The following is a 23,351-nucleotide window of genomic DNA, read 5'->3' on the forward strand; positions in this document are numbered from 1 at the left end:
CTTACATCAGCACGATGTCGTACTGCTCCTGGGAATAGTGGATCTCGACCTGGAAGCGAATGGTCTTGCCGATGAAGGCCTCCAGGTCGGCCACCGCCGCCGACTCCTCGTCGAGCAGTCGGTCGACCACCGACTGCGACGCCAGCACCATGTAGGTCTCGGGGCCATAGGCACGCTCCTCGCGCAGGATCTCGCGGAATATCTCGTAACAGACGGTCTCCGGGGTCTTCAGGGTGCCGCGCCCGTGGCAGGTCGAGCAGGGCTCGCAGAGCGTCTGCTCGAGGCTCTCGCGGGTACGCTTGCGCGTCAACTGGACCAGCCCCAGCTCGGTCACCCCGGTGCACTTGGTCTTGGCGTGATCCCGCTCCAGTGCCTTCTCCAGCACCCGCAGCACCTGACGCTGGTGCTCCGGGTCCTCCATGTCGATGAAGTCGAGGATGATGATGCCGCCCAGGTTGCGCAGGCGCAGCTGCCGGGCGATGGCGGTGGCCGCCTCGAGGTTGGTCTTGAAGATCGTCTCCTCGAGGTTACGATGCCCCACGTAGCCGCCGGTGTTGACGTCGATGGTGGTCATCGCCTCGGTGGGGTCGATGACCAGGTATCCCCCCGACTTCAGCTGCACCTTGCGCCCCAGCGCCTTCTGGATCTCGTCCTCGACGCTGTAGAGGTCGAAGATCGGGCGCTCGCCGGCATAGTGCTCGATACGCCCCACCGAATCGGGCATGAACTCCTCGGCGAACTCGACCAGCTTGACGTAGTTCTCCCGGGAGTCGATGCGCACCTTCTCGATCTCGTCGCGCATCACGTCGCGCAGGGTACGCATGAACAGCGGCAGGTCATCGTAGATCACGCTGGGCGCGGGCGCGGTGACCTTGCGCTCGCTCACCTTGCGCCACAGCCGCAGCAGGAAGTGCATGTCGCTGGTGAGTTCCTCCTCCCCCACCCCCTCGGCGGCGGTGCGCACGATGAAGCCCCCGCTGACCTCCAGCTGCTGTTCCGCCTGGGCCTCCTCGAGCACGGCGCGCAACCGTTCGCGCTCGCGCTCGTCTTCGATGCGCTGGGACACCCCGTGGTGGGGCGAGTCGGGCATGTAGACCAGGTAGCGGGAGGGCACCGAGAGGTGGGTGGTCAACCGCGCGCCCTTGGACCCGATGGGGTCCTTGGTCACCTGCACCACCAGGGCCTGTCCTTCATGGAGCAGCTGACCGATGGCGACCTGCTCCTCGGCGGGGGTGCCCGGCGGCATCACCTCATGGGCATGGATGAAGGCGGCGCGGTCCAGGCCGATGTCGACGAAGGCCGCCTGCATGCCGGGCAGCACGCGCACCACCCGGCCCTTGTAGATGTTGCCGACGATGCCCCGGCGTCGCGAGCGCTCGATGAAGGCCTCCTGCAGCACGCCGTTCTCCACCACGGCCACTCGGGTTTCCATCGGCGTCAGGTTGATGAGTACTTCACCGCTCATGCGGAAATCCTTGTCCGGAAATAATCTGAAAACATTATGACATAGCCCCGTCCTGGAAAGCCCCGCTCCAGAGCGGCACGCCCTGTCGCCTCAGCAGGGCCGCCGTCTCGAACAGCGGCAGCCCCACCACCGCCGAATGGCTGCCCTCGATGCGCTCGACGAAGACCGCCGCGAGCCCCTGGATGGCATAACCGCCGGCCTTGTCGGCGGGCTCCCCGGTGGCCCAGTAGGCGTCGATCTCATCCTCGCCGATCTCGCGCATGACGACCCGGGTCGACACCCAGGCGTCGAGCAGGCCGGCGGGGCCCGTCACCGCCGCGGCGGTGAGCACCTGGTGGTCGCGTCCCGACAGCGAGCGCAGCATGGCGGCGGCGTGTTCACGGTCGCGGGGCTTGCCGAGGATCGCGCCGTCGCGCACCACCGCGGTGTCGGCACCCAGGGTCGGCAGCGGCGAGCGCCGCGCCCCGGCCAGGGCCTTGGCACGGGCCAGGCGCGTCACGTAATCGACGGCCGCCTCCCCGGGCCGTGGCGTTTCGTCGACGTCCACCGGGCATACTTCGACCCGCACGCCGATCGAGGCGAGCAACTCGCGGCGGCGAGGCGAAACCGACGCCAGGCAGAGATCAGCGGTCACGCAGCCTCCCTCACTCTTTCGCCAGCCGGCGGCCCAGTGCCTCGAACAGCGTGGTCAGCCAGGGCCAGAGCACCGCCCCGATCAGCGAGGGCAGCAGGAACGACAGATGGATGGAGAAGGGCCCCAGCAGGGTGCGCAGCCACTGCTCGGCGAGTTGCACGGTGCCGAGCAGGACGAAGATCAGCACCGCCTGCTGAAGCAGCGAATAGGCCCGGAAGCGCGGATAGACCAGCGCGCAGAGAAAGGCCAGCAGCGACAGGATCAGGGCGTTCTGCCCCAGCGTCACCCCCTCGATCAGGTCGAGCAGAATGCCGAGGACGAAGCCGTGCAGCACGCCGACCCTGAGCGGCGCCTTCATGCACCAGTAGATCAGCATCAGCCCCAGCCAGTCGGGGCGCCAGATCTGCCAGCCATCGGCCAGCGGCATCACCTGCAGGCACAGTGCCAGCAGCAGGGTCAGCCAGATCCAGAGCAGGCTGGCGGATGACGACGTGGCCATCAGGGCTCCTCCTCGTCGCTGGGTATTCCGACCAGCCGGCGGGCCGCTTCCCTCGCCTCCTCGGAGAGCTCCAGCTCCCAGCCACCCTCTCCCGGCATCGGCGCCGGGGGCGGCGGGAACAGCAGCAGGAAGTGGCGCGAGCGCTGCAGCTGCGCCACCGGGGTAGCGGTGACCCGGGCGAAGGGCTGGCCGGGATCGTGGACCACCTCGGCGACCCGTGCCACCGGGTAGCCGGCGGGGAAACGACCGGCCAGCCCCGAGGTGACCAGCAGGTCGCCCTCGCGGATATCGGCGGTATCGGGCACGTGCAGCACGTTCAGGCCGTTGTAGTGGCCGGAGCCCTGGACGATGAAGCGCAAGCCGTTGCGGTTGACCTGCACCGGCAGGGCATGGCTGGCATCGGCCAGCAGCAGCACCCGGCTGGAGTAGGCCGACACCGCGGTAATCTGGCCGACCAGCCCCGAGGCATCCATCACCGGCTGCCCCACATAGGTACCGTTGCGTCGCCCGCGGTCGATCACCATCTGCTGGGAGAAGGGGTCGGCGTCCAGCGACAGCAGTTCGGCGGTGATGAAGGGCACATCGTTCTGACCGGCCGCCGACAGCAGCTCGCGCAGGCGCACGTTCTCGGCGGTCAGACTGGCCATGCGCTGCACCCGATGCGAGAGGGTCAGGATCTGCTCGCGCAGTCGACGATTCTCGTCCACCAGCGCACGCTGGTCGGAGAGCGCCAGCGAGCCCCAGTTGAGGACGTCGCTGGGTACGCTGACCACCCACTGGATGGGCGCCACCAGGGTGGAGAGCTGGGCACGGACGTTCTCCATGCGTGTAAAGCGCATATCGACGAACATCAGCGCGGACGCCGCCAAGGCGCACAGCAGCATGCGATAGACGGGCAGCGGTCCGTGCGAGAACAGCGGTTTAATATTCGTCCCCCCCGCACCTGGCCTGCGACCTGCTCAGAGCATCAGTCGCTGGACAGCAGCTCGAAGGTATGCTGGTCGATCATCTCCAGGGCCTTGCCGCCGCCCCGCGCCACGCAGGTCAGCGGGTCCTCGGCGACGATCACCGGCAACCCGGTCTCCTCGGCGATCAGCTTGTCCAGGTCGCGCAGCAGCGCGCCGCCACCGGTCAGCACCAGGCCCCGCTCGGCGATGTCGGAGGCCAGCTCGGGTGGTGACTGCTCGAGGGCGTTCTTCACCGCCGTGACGATGGAAGCCAGCGTCTCCTGCAGGGCATCGAGAATCTCGTGGGAATTGAGGGTGAAGCTGCGCGGAATCCCCTCCGCCAGGTTACGGCCACGCACGTCGATCTCGCGCAGCTCGCCGCCCGGGTAGGCGCAGCCGATCTCCTCCTTGATGCGCTCGGCGGTGGCCTCGCCGATCAGGCTGCCGTAGTGGCGTCGCACGTAGGCGGTGATTGCCTCGTCGAAGCGGTCGCCGCCGACACGGATCGACTCGGAATAGACGATGCCATTGAGCGAGATGATGGCGATCTCGCTGGTACCGCCACCGATGTCCACCACCATCGAGCCCTGGGCCTCCTCCACAGGCAGCCCGGCACCGATGGCCGCCGCCATGGGCTCCTCGATCAGGAACACCTCACGGGCCCCGGCACCTTCGGCCGACTCCTTGATGGCGCGACGCTCGACCTGGGTCGACATGCAGGGCACGCAGACCAGCACCCGCGGGCTCGGGGTCAGGAAGGTGCTCTGGTGCACCTTGCGGATGAAGTGCTGGAGCATCTGCTCGGTGACGGTGAAGTCGGCGATCACCCCGTCCTTCATCGGGCGGATGGCGGTGATGTTTCCGGGGGTACGGCCCAGCATGCGCTTGGCATCGGAACCGACCGCGGCCACGCTGCGCATGTTGCCGGACTGGCGGATCGCCACGACCGAAGGCTCATCGAGCACGATGCCGCGACCGCGCACGTAAATCAGCGTATTGGCCGTGCCCAGGTCGATCGACAGATCGCTGGAGAACAGCCCCCTCAAGCGTTTGAACATGGAAGTCGTTACCTAGTGCAGTCCGGGAACCCTATGCGGATGCAAACGGTATCACCGCGGCCCCCCAGCAGCAAGCGAAAGGCCCCGGCATGAGGCGCCCGCCGGAGCTGCCAGAGAGGCGCCGGATGTGGTACATTTTGCGGTCATTTCCATGACCCACCCCGTTCGAGGAACCCTGACCATGGCGCTTGAACACGCAGAGGTGATGCGGGCCGCCAGCCTGGCCCGGCTCGGCCTGAACGACGACGAGGCGGCGCGCTACGTGGACGACCTGGGTCGCATCCTGGCGATGGTCGACCAGTTGCAGAGCCTGGACACCGAAGGCGTCGCCCCCCTTGCCCACCCGCTGGACGCCACCCAGCGCCTGCGCGCCGACGAGGTGACCGAGACCAACCACCGCGACGACTTCCAACGCTGCGCCCCGGCGGTCGAGAAGGGCCTCTACCTGGTCCCCCGGGTGGTGGAATGACCCATCCGGCACCTTCCGTTCCCGGCAAGCTTTGACGGAGCCCTAGGCCCATGCATGACAAGACACTCAGCGAACTCGCCGTCGCTCTCGAGGCCGGCGAGTTCTCGAGCCGCGAGCTGACCGAGCACCTGCTCGCACGCATCGAGCGCCTCGACGGTGATCTCAACAGCTTTATCACCGTGACCGCCGAGCAGGCCCTGGCCGCCGCGGATGCTGCCGATGCCGCCCGCGCGGCGGGCAAGGCCGGCCCGCTCGACGGCCTGCCGCTGGCGCTCAAGGACATCTTCTGCACCCGCGGCGTCAAGACCAGCGCCGGCTCGAGGATGCTCGACAACTTCGTCGCCCCCTACGACGCCACCGTGGTCGAGAGGCTCAAGGCCGCCGGCACCGTGAGCCTGGGCAAGACCAACATGGACGAGTTCGCCATGGGCTCCTCCAACGAGAACAGCTTCCATGGCCCGGTGAAGAACCCCTGGGACCCCACCGCCGTGCCGGGGGGCTCCTCCGGCGGCAGCGCCGCCGCGGTGGCCGCCGGCCTGGTGCCCGCCGCCATGGGCACCGACACCGGCGGCTCGATCCGCCAGCCGGCGGCCTTCTGCGGCATCACCGGCCTCAAGCCCACCTATGGCCGGGTCTCGCGCTACGGCATCATCGCCTACGCCTCGAGCCTCGACCAGGCCGGCCCCATGGCGCGCACGGCCGAGGACTGCGCCCGGCTGCTGGGGGCCATCGCCGGCCATGACCTGCGCGACTCCACCAGCGTGGCCCGCGGCGTGCCCGACTACACCGAGGAGCTCGAGGCCCCCCTGACCGGGCTGAAGATCGGCCTGCCGCGCGAATACTTCGGCGACGGCCTCGACCCCGAGGTGGAAGCCGCGGTGCGCGAGGCGGTGAAGGTCTACGAGTCGCTGGGGGCCAGCGTGAGCGAGGTGAGCCTGCCGCACACCCACTATGCGATACCGGCCTATTACGTGATCGCCCCGGCCGAGGCCTCCTCCAACCTGTCGCGCTACGATGGGGTGCGCTTCGGCCACCGCTGCGACAACCCGCAGGACTTGATCGACCTCTACGAGCGGTCACGGGCCGAGGGCTTCGGCGAGGAGGTCAAGCGGCGTATCCTGATCGGTACCCACACCCTCTCCGAGGGCTTCTTCGACGCCTACTACAAGAAGGCCCAGCAGGTCCGCCGGCTGATCCGCCAGGACTTCCTCGATGCCTTCGAGGAGGTCGACGTGCTGATGGGCCCGGCCTCGCCGACCCCGGCCTTCGACCTGGGGGCCAACAAGGATCCGGTGTCGATGTACCTGCAGGACATCTACACCATCGCCGTCAACCTGGCCGGCCTCCCCGGCATCAGCGTGCCGGCCGGCTTCGTGGGGCGTCGCCCGGTGGGGCTGCAGATCCTGGGCACCCACTTCGCCGAGGCGCGCCTGCTCAACGTCGCCCACCGCTTCCAGCAGGCCACCGACTGGCACCGCCGCCGTCCGGCCATCGCCGAGGAGAATGTCTGATGCAATGGGAAACCGTGATCGGGCTGGAGGTCCACGTCCAGCTCGCCACCCGCTCCAAGATCTTCTCCGGCGCCTCCACCGCCTTCGGCGCCGAGCCCAACACCCAGGCCTGCGCCGTGGACCTGGGGCTGCCCGGCGTCCTACCGGTGCTCAACGAGGCCGCCGTGGCCATGGCGGTGCAATTCGGCCTGGCGATCCACGCCGAGATCCCCGAGGTCTCGGTGTTCGACCGCAAGAACTACTTCTACCCGGACCTGCCCAAGGGCTACCAGACCAGCCAGATGTACCACCCCATCGTCGGCGCCGGCGAGGTGGAGATCACCCTCGACGACGGCAGCACCAAGCGCGTCCGGGTGCACCATGCCCACCTCGAGGAGGACGCCGGCAAGTCGTTGCACGAGGACTTCCACGGCATGACCGGGGTCGACCTCAACCGCGCCGGTACCCCGCTGCTGGAGATCGTCTCCGAGCCGGACCTGCGCTCCGCGAAGGAGGCCGCCGCCTACCTCAAGGCGATCCATTCCATCGTGACCTATCTGGGAATTTCCGACGGCAACATGGCCGAGGGCTCGATGCGCTGCGACGTCAACGTCTCGGTGCGCCCGGTCGGCCAGGAGGCCTTCGGTACCCGCGCCGAGATCAAGAACGTCAACTCCTTCCGCTTCGTCGAGCGCGCCATCGCCTTCGAGGTCGAGCGGCAGATCGAGCTGCTGGAGGACGGCGGCCAGGTGGTCCAGGAGACCCGCCTGTTCGACCCCGACCGCGACGAGACCCGCAGCATGCGCACCAAGGAGGAGGCCAACGACTACCGTTACTTCCCCTGCCCCGACCTGCTGCCGGTGGTGCTCGACCGGGCCTATGTCGACCACCTGCGCGAGACCCTGCCGGAGCTGCCCGCCGACAAGCGCGCCCGCTTCGAGAAGGAGTTGGGCCTCTCCGCCTACGACGCCGGGGTGCTCTCGGCGAGCCGCGAGATGGCCGAGTACTTCGAGCGGGTCAAGGACGTCTGCGGCGACGCCAAGCAGGCCGCCAACTGGGTCCAGGGCGAGCTCTCGGGCGCCCTGAACCGCGAAGGCCTGCCGATCCAGCACAGCCCCGTCTCGGCCGAGGCGCTCGGCGAACTGATCGCGCGGGTGATGGACGATACCATCAACGGCAAGGCGGCCAAGCAGGTCTTCCAGGCCCTGTGGAACGGCGAGGGGGCCAGCGCCGACGAGGTGATCGAGGCCAAGGGCCTCAAGCAGGTCACCGACAGCGGCGCCATCGAGGCGATGATCGACCAGGTGATCGCCGACAGCCCCGCCCAGGTGGCCCAGTACCGCGACGCCGAGCCGGACAAGCGCGGCAAGATGATCGGCTACTTCGTCGGCCAGGTGATGAAGGCCTCCCGCGGCACCGCCAACCCCCAGCAGGTCAACGCGCTTCTCAAGGAGAAGCTCGACGCGCTCTGCTGAGACGCGACGGGAGGCTCGTCGTCCGGCGGCACCCGGACGACGGCCACCGTCTGAACAAGAGGACATCCGGATGTCGGACGATGTGGGCGCCCGCCTGCGGGCCCTGCGCACCCTGCGCGGGATCTCCCAGCGCGAGCTGGCCAAGCGCTGTGGCGTCACCCACTCCAGCCTGTCGCTGATCGAGCAGGGCAAGGTCAGCCCCTCGGTCAGCTCGCTGAAGAAGATCCTCGACGCCATCCCCATGAGCGTCGGCGACTTCTTCACCATGGACCTGGAGAGCCGTCGACAGGTGTTCTACTCGGCCGATGAACTGGCCGACGTGGGCAGCGGCGACGTGATCTACAAGCTGGTGGGCGCCAACCGCCACGACCGCGCCCTGTCGTTCATGATCGAAACCTACCCGGCCGGCGCCGATACCGGCCGCGAGATGATCACCCACCAGGGCGAGGAGGCCGGCGTGGTGCTGGAGGGCGAGATCGAGATCACCATCGGTGCCGACACCCGGCGACTCGGCCCCGGCGAGGCCTACTACTTCGAGACCAACGTCCCCCACCGCTTCCGCAACCCCGGCGAAATACCCTGTCGCCTGGTCAGCTGCACCACCCCGGCCCGGGCGTTCTGAGCCCCTCCCTGCTCCAGTATCCGGGCGAGCAAAGTGGTCGCTTGCCTGCTGCCCGGTTATACCGCATCCTGCCAGCAGGGCCCGATCGACAAGAGGCCGGCTGCAGGTGGCTGAAGGGAAAGACGTTGTCGAGGGCAAGCTCATGCCCATGCAGCGGATGCAATGCCTTACCCGAAGGAGGACATGACATGAAGACACGAATCCTGATTCCCCTGGCCCTGGCCATCGCACTGCTGCCCCTGGCCGTGATGGCCCAGGAAGCCGACGATGAGGTGGATGATGAGGTGGTCGTGGAGGAGAGCGAGCCCGCCACCACTCAGCAGGCTCAGGACAGCCTGGACGACGTACGGGAAGACGCCCCCGAAGCGGCCGTGTTCGGCCTCGACACTGCCCGCGAGGCGGTGACCGAGGGTGGCGTCGACGGCCAGGCCGTCAGCGACACCGCCAGCGATGGCCGCAGCACCGAGGCCGGCGACCCGGCCGGCAGCATGGGCGCTACCGCGTCCGATGGCCGCAGCAGTGCCGGCGGCATGGGCGGCAGTAGTGCTGGAGGCATGGGCGGCGGTAACGCCGGCGGCGGCGGTGCCGGCGGCGGTGGTGCTGGCGGCGGCGGCGGTGGTGCCGGCGGCGGCCGCAACTGATCGCCTGCTCACGTCCCCTAGCCATGACAAGGCCGGCTCCCTGGAGCCGGCCTTGTCGTTTCGGCTATCGCGACTCGGACGCCGGCTTGGTCATCGCCACCCCGTGAGGTATCGTCTGGCGACCGCCCCCCGTCACGAGTCACCCATGAAACACCCGCTGCCGCCCACCGGCGAGCTTGACCGCGACTTCCTTGCCGGCCGCGGCAGTGCCGGCTGGCACCGGCACCTGGCCGGCCTGATCCAGGCGGCAGCCAGCCGGGACTTCCCCGCCCGGCTGGAGCAGACCCTGAGAGCGCTGGTTCCCTTCGACACCATCCTGATCAACACCTACCACGGCCGCCAGCGGCCGCTGCTGATCCACGACGACTACCCGGCGGAGAGTCGCGCACAGGGCATCGACCGCTATCTCAGCGAGGCCTACCTGCTCGACCCCTTCTTCACCGCGGTGCGCGAGGGCCTCGACCGGGGCGCCCACCGGCTGCGGGAGCTGGCGCCGGACCGCTTCGAGTCGAGCGACTACTATGCCCACTACTACCGCGCCCTGGGGCTGGTGGACGAGGTCGGGCTCTTCGCCCGGGTGACGCAGGACGTGGTGATGGTGGTATCGCTGGGCTTCCGGGCGGACATGCCGCTCAAGCGGCGGGCGCTGCAGGCACTGCGCAACGCCTCGCCGGTCATCGAGGCCCTGCTGATCGACTACTGGAAATGGCAGGGCGGGCACTTCCAGCAGCACCTGGAGGCACAGGCCCCGGTGGAGGCCGCCTTCGCCAGCTTCGGTGCCGGCGTGCTGACCGCCCGCGAGCAGGAGATCGTGCGCCTGCTGCTCGCCGGCCACTCCACCAAGTCGGCCGCCCGGGAGCTCGCCATCAGCGACGGCACCGTCAAGGTCCACCGCAAGCACATCTACCAGCGCCTCGAGGTCTCCAGCCAGTCGCAGCTGTTCCGGCTGTTCCTCGACCACGTGGCGCTGGTCTCGCGCCAGCGCAGCGGTTGAACTACTCAGCATCGCCCGTCAGCTGACGGCGCTGCGGTTGGCGCGCTCCAGCAAGGCCTCGCAGAGCACCTGGGCGCCCAGGGCGCAGTGCTCCGGGGTGGCGTACTCCGCCTCGTTGTGGCTGATGCCATCGCGGCAGGGAATGAAGATCATCGCCGTGGGAGCGACCCGGGAGACCTGGACGGCGTCGTGGCCGGCGCCGCTCACCATGCGCCGCCAGGGGACGCCCTGGGCACGGGTGGCCCGCTCCACGGCCGCGATGCAGCCGGCATCGAAGGCCACCACCGGCGAGGCCCAGATCCGCTCGCTCGCGGTCTCCACGCCGAAGGCCTCGGCGAGGGCGGCCAGCTCGCGCTCGAAACGGCTCTCCAGGGCGTCCAGCTCGCCCTCATCGACATGGCGCAGGTCGACGGTGAGGCGCCCCTCGCCGGGAATGACGTTGCGCGAGGGGCTGTCGACCTCCAGGCAGCCCACGGTGACCCGGGTCGCGCCGCTGGTATCCGCCAGGGCATGGCCCTGCAGGCGGTCGATCAGTCGCGCCGCCGCGGCCAGGGCGTCGCGGCGATAGGCCATGGGGGTGGGGCCGGCATGGGCCGGCTGGCCGCGCAGGGTCAGGTCGAACCAGCGCATGCCCTGGACCCCGGTGACCACGCCGATGGCCTCGCCCTCCTCTTCCAGCACCGGGCCCTGCTCGATATGCAGCTCGAAGAAGCTCGCCAGGCGCGGCTCGCCCACCGGCATCTCGCCGGCGAAGCCGGTGGCCTCCAGGGCCTGGCCCAGGGTCACGCCGTCGCGATCCCGCCGCGACAGGGTGTAGGCCTCGCTGAACACCCCGGCATAGGCGCCGGAAGCCACCATGGCCGGGGCGAAGCGGCTGCCCTCCTCGTTGGTCCACACCACCAGTTCCAGGGGCCGCTCGGTGACCACACCCGCCTCGTGCAGGGTGCGAAACACCTCGAGGCCCGCCAGCACCCCGAGGATGCCGTCGAAGCGCCCGCCCCTGGGCTGGGTATCCAGGTGGCTGCCGGTGGCCACCGGGTCGAGATCGTCACGCTTACCCGGGCGGCGGATAAAGAGGTTGCCGACCCGGTCGACGCGCAGCGTGCAGCCGACCGCCTCGCACCACTCGATCAGCAGGCGCCGCCCGGCGGCATCCTCCTCGGTGAGCGCCAGTCGGCAGTTGCCACCGTTCGCGGTGGGGCCGATCTCGGCCATGGCCATCAGGCTCTCCCAGAGCCGCTGGCCGTCGATGGAAACCGTCATGGGGTGCCTCCCTGTACTTGTGAAGGGTACTTGTGAAAAGTGCTGGTTCGGTGAATCCGTGCCTCCACCCTAGGCCGGCCGATCGCGGTGCCGATATACCCCAATCAGGATATACCGGCGACTCCCTCACCCTGACTAGGCTGGCCCTGTCGGTCACTCCGAAACACCGAGAGAGGAGCCACCCCATGACAACGACAGCGACCCCCGCTCGCCCCGCCCAGCCGACGCGGCACTACGACGCCCAGGCGCTGTGGCAGAAGGACAAGGATCATTTCATCCACCCCTTCACCGACTACAGCCTCTTCCACGACAAGGGCTGCGACCTGATCACCGACAGCGACGGCATCTACGTCGAGGACGTCCACGGCAACCGTTTCATCGACGGCATCGCCGGCCTGTGGTGCGTCAACGTCGGCCACGGCCGCGCCGAGATCGGCCAGGCCATGGCCGAGCAGGCCACCCGCATGGCCTACTTCTCCACCTTCAACAACCTCTCCAACGCCCCGGCCGCGGAGCTGGCCGCCAAGCTCGCCAACCTGGCCCCGGCCCACCTCAACCACGTGTTCTACAGCTGCGGCGGCTCGGCGGCCAACGACGCCACCATCCGCCTGGTGCACTACGTCTTCAACCGCCTGGGCAAGCCCGACAAGAAGCGCATCCTGTCACGACGTAACGCCTACCACGGCACCACCTACCTGGCCGCCAGCCTGACCGGCATCGAGAGCAACAACTGGGACTTCGACACCCTCGACCACCTGGTCACCCATCTGAGCGAAGCCAACCTCTACCGCCGCCCCGAGGGCATGAGCGAGGCGGACTACTGCGACCAGCTGGTGGCCGAGCTGGAAGAGACCATCGAGCGCCTTGGTGCGGATAACATTGCCGCCTTTATCGCCGAGCCGATCATGGGCGCCGGCGGCGTGCTGATGGCGCCGAAGGGCTACCACGCCCGCATCCAGGCGGTGTGTCGCGCCCACCAGATCCTCTATATCGCCGACGAGGTGGTCACCGGCTTCGGCCGCCTGGGCCACTTCTTCGCCTCCGAGGAAGTCTTCGACACCCGGCCGGACATCATCAACGTGGCCAAGGGGCTGTCGTCGGGCTATGCGCCCCTGGGCGCCACCCTGATCTCCGATGACCTCTTCGAGGTGCTGGGCACCCCCCAGCGCCAGGGCGGCGTGCTGAGCACCGGCTTCACCTACTCCGGTCACCCGGTGAGCTGCGCGGCGGCGCTCGCGAACATCGAGATCATGGAGCGCGAGGGGATCTGCGCGAACGTGCGCGAGGTGGGGCCCTACCTGGAGCAGAAGCTCAAGACCCTGGCGGGTCACGCCACGGTGGGAGACGTGCGGGGGAGCCACTTTATGCTGGCCATCGAGAACGTCGCCGACAAGGCCACCAAGGCACTGCTGCCGGTGGAGGCGCGGGTCGGCGACCGGGTCGCCGCCGAGGCCCAGAAGCGCGGCCTGATCATCCGTCCGGTGGGCCACCTCAACATCATCTCGCCGCCGCTGATCTGGGACCGCGAGGTGGTGGACAGGGTGGTGGCGATCCTCGACGAGGCCTACGCCGCCACCACGGCCTCTCTAAAGGCCGATGGCTTCCTGTAACCCGCCCCGGGCCGGGCGACCGGCCCCTAGAGACCACGACCACAACGATAATTGTGAGTCTGACCCAGCTGCCCTATGTGCTGATCGCCGCGGCCATCGCCGCCGCCGTCTTCCTGATGGTGGGCCACCTGTGAGAACGACCATGACACACCCCCTCGAGACCGATAACGTCGCCACGCCGGACGGGGCACCCACCCCCGCGGCCCTGGGCTTTGCCATGCCCGCCGAGTGCGCCCCCCACGATGCCTGCTGGATGCTGTGGCCCCAGCGGCCCGACACCTGGCGCTATGGTGCCAAGCCGGCCCAGCAGGCCTTCGTGGCGGTGGCCAGCGCCATCGCCGAGAGCGAGACGGTGTATGTCGGCGTCAACGACGACCAGTACGAGAACGCCCGTCACCAGCTGCCACCCCGGGTGCGGGTGGTGGAACTCTCCAGCAACGACGCCTGGATGCGCGACGTGGGCCCCACCTTCCTCACCCACCCGGATGGCCGCCTGGCCCTGGTCGACTGGGAGTTCAACGCCTGGGGCGGCCTCGACGGCGGGCTCTACTTCCCCTGGGACAAGGATCGCCGCATCCGCACCAAGATCGCCGAGATGCTCGGCATCCCGCGTTTCGAGGCGCCGGTGGTGCTCGAGGGCGGCGCCCTCCATGTGGACGGCGAGGGCACCCTGATCACCACTGCGGAGTGCCTGCTCAACGCCAACCGCAACCCCTCCCTCGACCGCGCGGAGATGGAGCGGATCCTGCGCGACACCCTGGGGGTGGAGAAGGTGATCTGGCTGCCCCGGGGCTGCCATCTCGACGAGACCGACGGCCACGTGGACAACCTCTGCTGCTTCGTCGCCCCCGGCGAGGTGGTCCTGACCTGGTGCGACGACGAGACCGACCCCCAGCATGCCATCTCCCGGGAGGCCCTCGAGGTTCTCGAGGCCAGCCGCGACGCCCACGGCCGGCGCCTGAGGGTGCACAGGCTGCCCCAGCCGGGGCCGCTGCATATCGCCGAGGACGAGGCCAGCGGCATCGACCGCCTCAGCCACTCGCACCCGCGCCGGCCCGGCGATCGCATGGCCGGCTCCTACGTCAACTTCTACATCGGCAACTCGGTGGTGGTGATGCCGCTGCTCGATGCGGCCCATGACGAGACGGCCCGGGAGATCCTCCAGGGGCTCTTCCCCGGGCGCCGGGTGATCGGCGTGCCGGCCCGCGAGATCCTGCTCGGCGGCGGCAACATCCACTGCATCACCCAGCAACAGCCGCGGCCCTGAGGCAAGCCGCCAGAACGACGACGCCGGCCTCGAGGGCCGGCGTCGTCGTTCTGCTCACGCTCCCCGGGATCAGGTCGACAGCGCTATCCAGACGCTCTTGAGTTCCGAGTACTCCTCTAGGGAGTGGTGGGACTTGTCACGGCCGTTGCCCGACTGCTTGACGCCGCCGAAGGGCACCGTCTGGTCGCCGCCGGCCCAGTTGTTGACGAACACCTGCCCCGACTGCAGCCGGCGCGTCACCCGCATGATGCGGTCGATGTCCTGGCTCCACAGCCCCGCCGCCAGGCCATAGACGCTGTCGTTGGCCATGGCCACGGCCTCTTCCTCGCTGTCGAAACCGAATACCGAGAGCACCGGGCCGAAGATCTCCTCGCGGCCGATGGTCATGGCCGGGGTCACGCCGTCGAACACCGTGGGCGGGATAAAGAGCCCCTGGCCCTCGATGGCCTGGCCGCCGGCGCATAGCCTGGCGCCCTCCTCCACCCCCTGGCGGATATAGTCGAGGATGCGCCGGTGCTGGGCCTCGTCGACGATGGCGCCCATGAAACTGGCCGGGTCGAGCGGGTCGCCGGGCTGCATGGTCTCGGCGCAAGACAGGACCCTCTCGACGAAAGCCTCGCGGATCGCGTTCTCCACCAGCAACCGGGAGCCGGCGATGCACACCTCGCCCTGGTTGTGGAAGATGGCCGCGGCGGCATGGCGGGCGACCCTGTCGAGATCCCTGCAGTCGGCGAAGATAATATTCGGGCTCTTGCCGCCGCACTCGAGATAGACCCGCTTCAGGTTCGACTGGCCGGCGTACTGCATCAGCTGCTTGCCGGTGCCGGTGGAGCCGGTGAAGGCCAGGCAGTCGACCTCCATGGAGAGTGCCAGCGCCTTGCCCACGGTGTGGCCGAAGCCGGGCAGTACCTGGAAGACGCCGCGGGGAATGCCGGCCTCGCGGGCCAGCTGCGCCAACCGCAGCGCCGAGAGCGGCGACTTCTCCGAGGGCTTGAGGATCACGCTGTTGCCGGCGGCCAGCGCCGGGGCGATCTTCCAGGCGGTCATCATCAGCGGGAAGTTCCACGGCACGATGGAGGCCACCACCCCCAGGGGCTCGCGCAGCACCAGCGCCAGGCTCTCCTCGCCGGTGGGCGCCACCTCGCCGTAGAGCTTGTCGATGGACTCGGCGTTGTAGCGCAGGCAGGCGATGGCACCGGCGGTGTCGCCCAGCGAACTCGATACCGGCTTGCCCATGTCGAGGGTGTCGAGCAGCGCCAGCTCGTGCTTGTGGGCCTCCATCAGCTCCGCGAGCCGGAGCATGACCCTCTTGCGCTTGCCCGGCGCCAGCCGCGACCAGTCGCCGCGCGCGAAGGCCGCCCGGGCATGACCCACGGCGAGCTCGGCGTCGGCGGCGTCGCAGCTGGCTATGCGGGCCAGGGTCTCGCCGGTGGCGGGATTGAGGGTGTCGAAGGTCGCGCCGCTTGCCGCGTCGACGAAGGCATCGTCGATAAAGGCGCGGCTCTCCAGCGTCAGGGGCTGTGTCAAGGACTGTGCCAGGGCGTGCCAGTCGTCACGGGTCTTGGGGGCCTCGATGCTCATGCGCGCATCTCCTCTGTATCAGGTTCGCCGACGACATGCGCCGCGAGGCGGCGGGCGGTCTCGTCCAGGGCCGCGCGGGCCAGGCGCACCAGTTCATCGATCTCGCCACGGGTGATCACCAGCGGCGGCGAGATGATCATGGTATCACCCACCGAACGCATCACCAGGCCCAGCTCGAAGCAGAGGTCGCGGCACAGGTTGCCGGCGGTGAGCGACTTGTCGAAACGCCCGCCGCCGGCCTTGTCGGCCACCAGCTCCAGCGCCCCGACCAGCCCCAGCGAGCGGGCCTCGCCGACGATGGGGTGGTCGGCCAGTTCCGCCCAGCGGCGGGCCAGATAGGGGCCGAGATCATCGCGTACCCGCTCGACGATGCCCTCGGCTTCCATCAGCTCGAGGTTCTTCAACGCCACCGCGGCACAGGCCGGATGGCCGGAGTAGGTGAAGCCGTGGAAGAACTCGCCGCCCTCCTCGATCAGGGTGTCGGTGACGCGGTCACCCACCAGCACCCCGCCGATGGGCAGGTAGCCCGACGACAGCCCCTTGGCGATGGGCATCAGGTCGGGCTTGAGGTCGTAATGCACGCTGCCGAACCACTCGCCCAGCCGGCCGAAGCCGCAGATCACCTCGTCGACCACCAACAGGATGTCGTACTTCGCCAGCACCGCCTTCACCGCCGGCCAGTAGCTGGCCGGCGGGATGATGGCGCCGCCGGCCCCCTGCACCGGCTCGGCGAGGAAGGCGGCGACGTTCTGCTCGCCGAGCTCGAGGATCTGCGCCTCGAGGGCCTCGGCGCAGGCGCGGCCGAAGGCGTCGGGGCCCTGGTTGCGGTCTTCACCAAACCGCCCTTCACCAAACCAATAGGGCTGGCGCACATGGGCGATGCCCGGCACGCAGGGGCCGCCCTGGGCGTGCATGGGCGCCATGCCGCCGAGGCTCATGCCGGCCAGGGTGGAGCCGTGGTAGCCGTTCTCGCGGGCGATGATCCACTGCTTCTGCGGCTTGCCCTCGAGCGCCCAGTAGCGGCGCACCATGCGCAGCATGGTGTCGTTGGCCTCGGACCCCGAGCCGGTGAAGAACACATGATTGATATGCGCGGGGGCGAGGTCACACAGCTTCGCGGCCAGCCTGACCGCCGGCGGGTGGGTGGTCTTGAAGAAGTTGTTGTAGTAGGGCAGTTGCTGCAGCTGGGCGGTGGCGGCGTCCACCAGCTCCTGGCGGCCATAGCCGAGGTTGACGCACCACAGGCCGGCCATGGCGTCGAGGATGCGATGCCCCTCGCTGTCATGGATATAAACCCCTTCGGCGCGGGTGATGATGCGGCTCCCCTCCTCGCCCAGGGCCTTGAAGTCGGTGAAGGGATGCAGGTGGTGGGCGCGGTCCAGCGCCTGATACTCATGGGTGTGAACGTCGGGGGTCTGCATGGATGGAATCTCCGCAACGGGGTCGGTGGCCATCAGGCCGAGAGCGGGTCACGGGTCGGGGCAGCGGCGCGGCTCGACCGCCGCTGGCGACAGGCGCCGGCGAAGGCGTCGAACAGGGCGTGGTAGAGCGGATGCTCGCGGGGTCGCCACTCCGGGTGCCACTGCACGGCCAGGGCAAAGGCCGGCGCGCCGGCCACCGATACCGCCTCGATCAGGCCGTCGGGGGCCGTGGCCTCGGCGACGAGCCCCGGCCCCAGCTCGGCGATACCCTGCTGGTGCAGGGAGTTGACCCGGGCGCCCGGCCGGGGATAGAGCGCCGCGAGGACGCCCCCGGGCAGGATCGTCAGGTCGTGGGCCGGGGCATAGCGGGCCTCGCGATCGCCCGCCGGCTCGCGATGGTCGAGCAGGCCGGGCACCCCCTGCACCGCCTGGTGCAGGGTGCCGCCGAAGGCCACGTTGATCTCCTGGAAGCCGCGGCAGATGCCCAGCAGCGGCAGGCCGAGGTCCAGGGCAGCGGGAATGCACGCCAGCGCCACGGCATCGCGATGGGGGTCGTCGCGGGTATTCTCGGGGGCACGCTCGGCGCCGTAGCGCCGCGGCGCCACGTTGCTGTAACTGCCGGTCAGCAGCAGGCCGTCGAGATGGGCCAGCAGGTCGCCCTCCACGGCCTCCTCCCAGACCGGCAGGATCACCGGTGCCAGACCATAGTCGCGCAGGGCACTCAGGTACTTGTCGGTGACCATGTGGGCGGGGTGCCCCTCCACCTCACGGCGACAGGCGATCACGCCCACCAGGGGTCGGGTCTGCATCGCAGCCTCCTCGAAACACTCATGATGCGGGTTGTTATACTTTACTCAACATACCGCCGTTGATTTCCCTTGCCAACACACCGTTGATCAGGCCTCGAGCTTTTCGAGGTTAAGTAACTGATATAAAGATAAATAAAAAAGATTACCAGGGTGAGATTCTGGCGTAATCCCACGACGCCGTTGTAAAGGATTTGACAACACCAGTTCTCTGCCGGAAAGATACCCCCATCAACAACGAACCAGACTCCACAGGTGACACCATGTCGTCCTTACCCGTCGATGAAGCTCGCGACTTTCTCGAACGCCACCCCGATGTCGACAGCATCGACCTGCTGATCAGCGACCTCAACGGCGTGATGCGCGGCAAGCGCATTCCCCGCGACAACCTGGAGAAGGCGTGTCGTGACGGCGTCAACCTGCCGGCCTCGGTCTTCGCGCTGGATATCAACGGCAACACCATCGAGGAGACCGGCCTGGGACTCGCCACCGGCGACGGCGACCGGGTCTGCCGGCCGGTTTCCGGCACCCTGGTGCCGAGCCCCTGGCTGCGGCGGGGTCGCCAGGCGCAGCTGCTGATGACCATGGTCGAGGCCGACGAGACGCCCTTCTTCGCCGACCCCCGCCAGGTGCTCGTCCGGGTGCTGCAGCGCCTGCGCCGCGCCGGCCTGACCCCGGTGGTCGCCGTGGAGCTGGAGTTCTACCTGATCGACCGGGCCCGTACCGCCGAAGGGTTGATCCAGCCGCCGTGCTCGCCGGGCAGCGGCGAACGGGCGACCCAGAGCCAGCTCTACTCGATGCTCGAGCTCGACGAGTACGCCGACTTCCTCGAGGACATCCAGGCCGCGGCGCTCGCCCAGGGGCTGCCCCTGGACACGGCCCTCAAGGAGTGCGCCCCGGGGCAGTTCGAGGTCAACCTGGTCCACTGCGACGATGCCCTGGCGGCCTGCGACAGCGCCGTGCTGCTCAAGCGGCTGATCAAGGGCGTGGCCCTGACCCACGGCTTCGAGGCCACCTTCATGGCCAAGCCCTATGGCCTGGAGGCCGGCAACGGCACCCATGTGCACATCAGCCTGCTGGACGAGTCGGGGGCGAACGTCTTCGCCGCCGAGGATGGCGACCCCCTGGGCACGCCCCGGTTGCGCCAGGCGATCGCCGGCCTGCTGGCGCTGATGCCGCCCTCCATGGCGATCTGCGCGCCCAACCTCAACTCCTTCCGCCGCTTTCAACCCGGGCTCTATGTGCCCATGGCCCCCACCTGGGGCTACGACAACCGCTCGGTGGCCCTGCGCATTCCCTCGGGCCCCAATGCGGCACGGCGCATCGAACATCGCGTCGCCGGCGCCGACGCCAATCCCTACCTGCTGATGGCCACGCTGCTGGCGGGCATCACCTACGGCCTGGAGCAGCGCCTGTCGCCGCCCCCGGCCGTCAGCGGCAACGCCTACGAGCAGTTCGAGCCAAGCCTGACCAACAGCTGGCACCAGGCCCTCGCCCTGCTCGAGGCCGACGAGGTACTGGGCGAGGCCCTGGGCCACGACTTCCTCCGGGTGTTCGTGGCCAACCGGCGCGCCGAGCGCGCCCAGGCCATGCAGGAGGTCAGCCACCTGGAGTACGCCTGGTACCTGCGTCACGTCTGAGCGCCGTCACCGAGGCACGCCGATGCCCCGCGGGAAGCGCACCCGCCGGCCACGGCCCCCTGATCCTTCATGCCCTCCCCTGACGCCAGCGGGGCCGCTCGATGAGCGGCCCCGCTGGCGTCGAAGATACACGTCCAACGTCAGGCGTCGTTGTCTCCCTGCACCACCACCTGCCACTGCGGCTGCCCTTCCTCGAGCAGCACCCGGTCGCCCTGGGGTGGGCTGTCCAGACGGCTGGTCTGGATCACCTCGCCATGCTGCCAGGTGACCTCGTAGCCCTCGGTCTCCTGGTGGGTATCCACCACCGTCTGGCACTGCCGCTCGGTGACGCTCTGGGTCTGCATCTGGATCTGGGTCTGGGGCTGAGCCGCCTGGGCATGCTGACGGGCCTCGACGCGGTTCTGTACTTCGCGGCCGGCCAGGCCGCCACCCACGGCGCCGGCCACGGTGGCGATCTTCTTGCCACTGCCGCCGCCGATCTGGTTGCCGAGCAGGCCACCGACAATGGCCCCGGCCGCGGTCCCGACGATCCGGTGCGGATCGCGGCTACCGGCCGCCTGGCTGGACTGAGCGACGGGCACCTCCACGGGCACCTCCCGGTTCACCACCACGTCCTCGCACACCTCGCGGGGCGTCTCCACGGTGCGGGTCAGCGCCTCGACGCCGACGATCTCGGCGTACTGCGGCCCGCTCTCCTGCTGCACCTGCCAGGTGCCGAAGGCGAGGCCGCCCAGGCCCAGCACGGCCAGCGTGGTACCGACCATGATCGACTTGCTCATCTGTCACCTCCTTGCGGGCGCTCGGGCGCCTCTTGCGATGATGGAACATCGGCTCCGGGAGATGCGTGACACGGGAAGGGTTGCGATATCGGGTGGCGCTTCCTGCGCCTCCTCGAAGCGATGCCCTGAGTATATGCCTCCCAGGGGGACGACGACAGCAGGCGAAGGCGACTTCCATATTCTCTGACCAGCCGTCGGCGAACGACGACAGTCCCGATGCCCGAGTGGGCCCGGCCGCCCGCCGTCACCCACCGGGGACAACCGGGAGACGAGGGCGGGCCGAGTGGGTACCGCCCTCGCCCGACACGACGGCTCAGCCGGGCTGCTCGACGGTGGCGGCCTCCGACATCTCCGGCCCCTCGAGCCCGTGCCGCCGACAGTGCGCGGCGTGATGCGCGGCCAGCCAGGCACGGGTGGCGGCCGCCTGATTGAAGGTGTAGACATGCAGGCCGGCGATTCCGCCGTCGCCCAGGGCCGGGAACAACCCCTGCAGCAGGTCGTCGGGACGATAGAGGTCGGACTGCAGCAGGCGCCCGACCAGCCCCTTGCGGCGGCTCAGCACCCGGGTCGAGGCGCCCAGGCCGAGGCGCATGGCCACCGACAGCAGCCGGGTGCGGTCCAGCACGCCGGGGATCCCCGCATAGACCGGCAGTGTCATGCCGGACCGGCGCTGCCGTTCGAGCCAGGCCAGCACCGTCGAGGGCTCGAAGCACATCTGCGTGACGACGTAATCGGCCAGCGCCGCCTTGGCGTCGAGGACCCGCTGCAGGTCTGGGTCATCGAAGCGGTGATGGCCCTCGGGATAGGCGGGTACCCCGAGGCGGGCCGGCCGCGGCGACATGGCCGCCATGGCCTCGAGGAGCTCCACCCCGCCGGGATACTCCCCCGCGGGGCGGTCGGCGTCACCGCCCACCACGAAGCAGTCGTCGATGCCGGCGGCCAGCATGCGCTCCACCAGCCGTCGCAGATGGGCCGGGTCGCGGACCAGGCGAGCGGCGATATGGGGCACCGCCTGGAAGCCTGCCCCCACCAGCCACTCGGCCGCCTCCAGGGTCCGCTCGAGGCCGTGCCGTGGCGAGCAGGTCATGGTGACCACTGCGCCGGGTGGGAGGCTCCGGGCCGCCTCCTGCATGCCCTTGAGCGGCAGCAGCTCGTAGCGGGGGGCGGCCAGGGCCGCACAGCTCCTGCCGATTTCCTCGGCAGTGGTCAACCGCAGCAGGTCATTCATGGCTCAGCCCTTGGGGATTTCCTTGCGTGGATCATGGAACGGCTTCGGCACCACCACGGCGTCCTGCATCCCGGTATTGGCTTCGATACGCAGCGGCGTGCCGAGCTCGGCTTGGGCCGTCGGCACCATGGCATAGCCGATATTGCGATCCTGGCGCGGCGAGTGGGTGGCCGAGGTCACCTTGCCGATGCGCTCGCCGGCGGTGTCGTACACGGGGAAGACGTCGATCATCGAACCGTCGGTGAAGTAGCCGACGCTCGGCCCCTCGATCTCCACGCCCACCAGCTTGCGCGACACCCCCTCGGCCTTGATGCGCTCCAGCGCCGCGCGGCCGATGAAGTCGTCGTCGCCGCGCAGGTCGACCATCCAGTCGTAGCCCATGCCCACCTCGAAGGGGTTGGTGTCGTACCAGATGTCGCAGCCGAAGGCGAGGATCCCCCCCTCGATGCGGCGGATATGGCAGGGGCCGATGACCTGCATCTGATGGGGTCGCCCGGCCTCGAAGACCCGCTGCCAGAGGCGTTCGCCGTGACGGGTCGCATCGCGGAGGTAGATCTCGTAGCCGATCTCGCCGGAATAGCCGGTGCGTGAGACCACCACCGACATGTCGTCGAGCGCCGCCTCCATGAGGTGGTAATAGGGGATCTCCAGCACCCGTTCGCCGAACAGGTCGAGCATGACCTGCTTGGCCTTGGGCCCCTGGACCTGCACCGGCGCCACGTCCACCTCCCGGATGGTGACGTCCATGCCCGCGTGGTAGGCCAGCCCCTGGCACCACAGCAGCACATCGCTGTCGGCCAGGGACAGCCAGAAACGGTTCTCCTCGATGCGCAGCAGCACCGGGTCGTTGATGATGCCGCCGTCGGGGGCGGTGACGAAGACGTACTTGCACTGCCCCACCTGGCACTGGCGCATGTCGCGGGGCACCAGCATCTGGGTGAAGGCGAAGGCGTCCGTACCGCTGATCTCGATCTGGCGCTCCACGCCCACGTCCCAGAGGGTGACGCCCTGCACCAGGGCCCAGTACTCGTCCACCGGATCGGTATACAACCGCGGGTGATAGTGATGGTTGTAGACGCTGTACTTGCGCACCCCGTGACGACGGGAAGCATAGAAGAACGGCGACTTGCGGATCCGGGGATAGAGCAGGATCTCCGGTGCCGCCTGGCGGTGCTCGATGCTTTCGATGACCTGGGACATGATCATGTCTCCTTTCCGTTCCTGACCCGTACCGATTGGTCGCGGAGGGACGGCGAACGGCCGCCCTTGAATCGAAGCTAGCGCCGCCGACCCCACACCATGGCACCAGCGACGACGGCCACTTTGGTGACAGCGACACCGGCCCGGCCACTCTCGAGATCGGTGGATTCGTGACGCAACCGCCTGTCGCAGCGACGAAAGTTATCGTCGCCACGGGACAGCAACCGGACCCGGCTTGGATTATGTTGACGAGAGAGCGACG

The 23,351-nt window shown here is 68.8% G+C and carries 21 protein-coding genes; 9 read left to right on the plus strand and 12 right to left on the minus strand.

Translation table 11 applies throughout. The annotated features are described in order from the left end of the window. Window position 1 precedes the first annotated feature (1 nt). The 5 genes from rng to CR157_RS02060 all read right to left on the minus strand — a co-directional run bounded on the left by rng (window position 2) and on the right by CR157_RS02060 (window position 4,603). Window positions 2-1,465 (minus strand): ribonuclease G, encoded by a 1,464-nt coding sequence (gene rng / locus CR157_RS02040; protein WP_110281872.1) that lies wholly within the window; start codon window positions 1,463-1,465, stop codon window positions 2-4. Window positions 1,466-1,499: 34 nt separating this feature from the next. Then, window positions 1,500-2,099, minus strand: coding sequence for a Maf family protein (locus CR157_RS02045; protein ID WP_110281873.1), 600 nt, complete (start codon window positions 2,097-2,099; stop codon window positions 1,500-1,502). A gap of 10 nt (window positions 2,100-2,109) precedes the next feature. Then, the gene (gene mreD / locus CR157_RS02050; protein ID WP_110281874.1) at window positions 2,110-2,598 is read right to left on the minus strand and encodes a rod shape-determining protein MreD; all 489 of its coding nucleotides are present in this window, start codon (window positions 2,596-2,598) and stop codon (window positions 2,110-2,112) included. Beyond that, entirely contained in the window at window positions 2,598-3,482 is an 885-nt protein-coding gene (mreC, locus tag CR157_RS02055) for a rod shape-determining protein MreC (RefSeq protein WP_110281875.1), read from the minus strand. The genes mreD and mreC overlap by 1 nt, the downstream gene beginning before the upstream one ends. 83 nt (window positions 3,483-3,565) lie before the next feature. Next, on the minus strand, window positions 3,566-4,603 hold the full coding sequence (locus tag CR157_RS02060) for a rod shape-determining protein (RefSeq protein WP_110281876.1): 1,038 nt from the start codon (window positions 4,601-4,603) through the stop codon (window positions 3,566-3,568). Window positions 4,604-4,784: 181 nt separating this feature from the next. Here CR157_RS02060 and gatC point away from each other — a divergent pair, with 181 nt between their 5' ends. The 6 genes from gatC (at window position 4,785) to CR157_RS02090 (ending at window position 10,294) form a co-directional block, all read left to right on the plus strand. Beyond that, window positions 4,785-5,072 (plus strand): Asp-tRNA(Asn)/Glu-tRNA(Gln) amidotransferase subunit GatC, encoded by a 288-nt coding sequence (gene gatC, locus CR157_RS02065; RefSeq protein WP_110281877.1) that lies wholly within the window; start codon window positions 4,785-4,787, stop codon window positions 5,070-5,072. A 50-nt stretch (window positions 5,073-5,122) separates the two neighbouring features. Beyond that, complete coding sequence (gene gatA / locus CR157_RS02070; protein ID WP_110281878.1) at window positions 5,123-6,583, plus strand: Asp-tRNA(Asn)/Glu-tRNA(Gln) amidotransferase subunit GatA; 1,461 nt, start codon at window positions 5,123-5,125, stop codon at window positions 6,581-6,583. Beyond that, the gene (gatB, locus tag CR157_RS02075; RefSeq protein ID WP_110281879.1) at window positions 6,583-8,037 is read left to right on the plus strand and encodes an Asp-tRNA(Asn)/Glu-tRNA(Gln) amidotransferase subunit GatB; all 1,455 of its coding nucleotides are present in this window, start codon (window positions 6,583-6,585) and stop codon (window positions 8,035-8,037) included. The genes gatA and gatB overlap by 1 nt, the downstream gene beginning before the upstream one ends. Window positions 8,038-8,107: 70 nt before the next feature. After that, the gene (locus CR157_RS02080) at window positions 8,108-8,659 is read left to right on the plus strand and encodes a cupin domain-containing protein (RefSeq protein WP_110281880.1); all 552 of its coding nucleotides are present in this window, start codon (window positions 8,108-8,110) and stop codon (window positions 8,657-8,659) included. Between the two features lie 188 nt (window positions 8,660-8,847). Then, window positions 8,848-9,300 (plus strand): hypothetical protein, encoded by a 453-nt coding sequence (locus tag CR157_RS22465; RefSeq protein ID WP_181421935.1) that lies wholly within the window; start codon window positions 8,848-8,850, stop codon window positions 9,298-9,300. 145 nt (window positions 9,301-9,445) lie between these two features. Then, window positions 9,446-10,294 (plus strand): helix-turn-helix transcriptional regulator, encoded by an 849-nt coding sequence (locus CR157_RS02090; protein ID WP_110281881.1) that lies wholly within the window; start codon window positions 9,446-9,448, stop codon window positions 10,292-10,294. Between the two features lie 18 nt (window positions 10,295-10,312). On the opposite strand, the gene CR157_RS02095 is transcribed toward CR157_RS02090, so the two are convergent. Beyond that, window positions 10,313-11,557 (minus strand): Zn-dependent hydrolase, encoded by a 1,245-nt coding sequence (locus tag CR157_RS02095; RefSeq protein WP_110281882.1) that lies wholly within the window; start codon window positions 11,555-11,557, stop codon window positions 10,313-10,315. Window positions 11,558-11,742: 185 nt separating this feature from the next. Here CR157_RS02095 and CR157_RS02100 point away from each other — a divergent pair, with 185 nt between their 5' ends. Then, window positions 11,743-13,167 (plus strand): aminotransferase, encoded by a 1,425-nt coding sequence (locus CR157_RS02100; protein WP_110281883.1) that lies wholly within the window; start codon window positions 11,743-11,745, stop codon window positions 13,165-13,167. A gap of 142 nt (window positions 13,168-13,309) precedes the next feature. Next, window positions 13,310-14,434, plus strand: coding sequence for an agmatine deiminase (gene aguA / locus CR157_RS02105; protein WP_110281884.1), 1,125 nt, complete (start codon window positions 13,310-13,312; stop codon window positions 14,432-14,434). A gap of 69 nt (window positions 14,435-14,503) precedes the next feature. Here aguA and CR157_RS02110 read toward each other — a convergent pair whose 3' ends face one another. The 3 genes from CR157_RS02110 to CR157_RS02120 are packed head-to-tail and all read right to left on the minus strand — an operon-like array spanning window position 14,504 to window position 18,245. Then, a complete protein-coding gene (locus CR157_RS02110) occupies window positions 14,504-16,015 on the minus strand; it encodes an aldehyde dehydrogenase (protein WP_110281885.1) in 1,512 nt (503 codons plus the stop codon). Then, window positions 16,012-17,436: an aspartate aminotransferase family protein gene (locus tag CR157_RS02115; protein ID WP_110281886.1), complete on the minus strand. Its 1,425-nt coding sequence runs from the start codon at window positions 17,434-17,436 to the stop codon at window positions 16,012-16,014. Before CR157_RS02115 ends, CR157_RS02110 begins: the two co-directional genes overlap by 4 nt. A 32-nt stretch (window positions 17,437-17,468) precedes the next feature. Next, the gene (locus CR157_RS02120; RefSeq protein ID WP_110281887.1) at window positions 17,469-18,245 is read right to left on the minus strand and encodes a gamma-glutamyl-gamma-aminobutyrate hydrolase family protein; all 777 of its coding nucleotides are present in this window, start codon (window positions 18,243-18,245) and stop codon (window positions 17,469-17,471) included. 260 nt (window positions 18,246-18,505) lie between these two features. Between CR157_RS02120 and CR157_RS02125 the strand changes: the two genes are divergently transcribed. Beyond that, window positions 18,506-19,882: a glutamine synthetase family protein gene (locus CR157_RS02125; protein ID WP_110281888.1), complete on the plus strand. Its 1,377-nt coding sequence runs from the start codon at window positions 18,506-18,508 to the stop codon at window positions 19,880-19,882. A gap of 140 nt (window positions 19,883-20,022) precedes the next feature. Here the strand turns inward: CR157_RS02125 and CR157_RS02130 are convergent, their stop codons facing one another. The 3 genes from CR157_RS02130 to CR157_RS02140 form a co-directional block, all read right to left on the minus strand. After that, window positions 20,023-20,661 carry a glycine zipper 2TM domain-containing protein gene (locus CR157_RS02130; RefSeq protein ID WP_110281889.1) on the minus strand — a complete coding sequence of 213 codons (639 nt, stop codon included), beginning with the start codon at window positions 20,659-20,661 and terminating at the stop codon, window positions 20,023-20,025. A 313-nt stretch (window positions 20,662-20,974) separates the two neighbouring features. Then, window positions 20,975-21,889, minus strand: coding sequence for a methylenetetrahydrofolate reductase (locus CR157_RS02135; RefSeq protein WP_110281890.1), 915 nt, complete (start codon window positions 21,887-21,889; stop codon window positions 20,975-20,977). 3 nt (window positions 21,890-21,892) lie between these two features. Continuing rightward, window positions 21,893-23,089: a glycine cleavage T C-terminal barrel domain-containing protein gene (locus CR157_RS02140; RefSeq protein ID WP_110281891.1), complete on the minus strand. Its 1,197-nt coding sequence runs from the start codon at window positions 23,087-23,089 to the stop codon at window positions 21,893-21,895. Window positions 23,090-23,351 lie beyond the last annotated feature (262 nt).

Origin of the sequence: Halomonas sp. LBP4 (assembly GCF_003202205.1) — a bacterium.
In the GTDB taxonomy this organism is placed as follows: Bacteria; Pseudomonadota; Gammaproteobacteria; order Pseudomonadales; family Halomonadaceae; genus Halomonas; species Halomonas flagellata.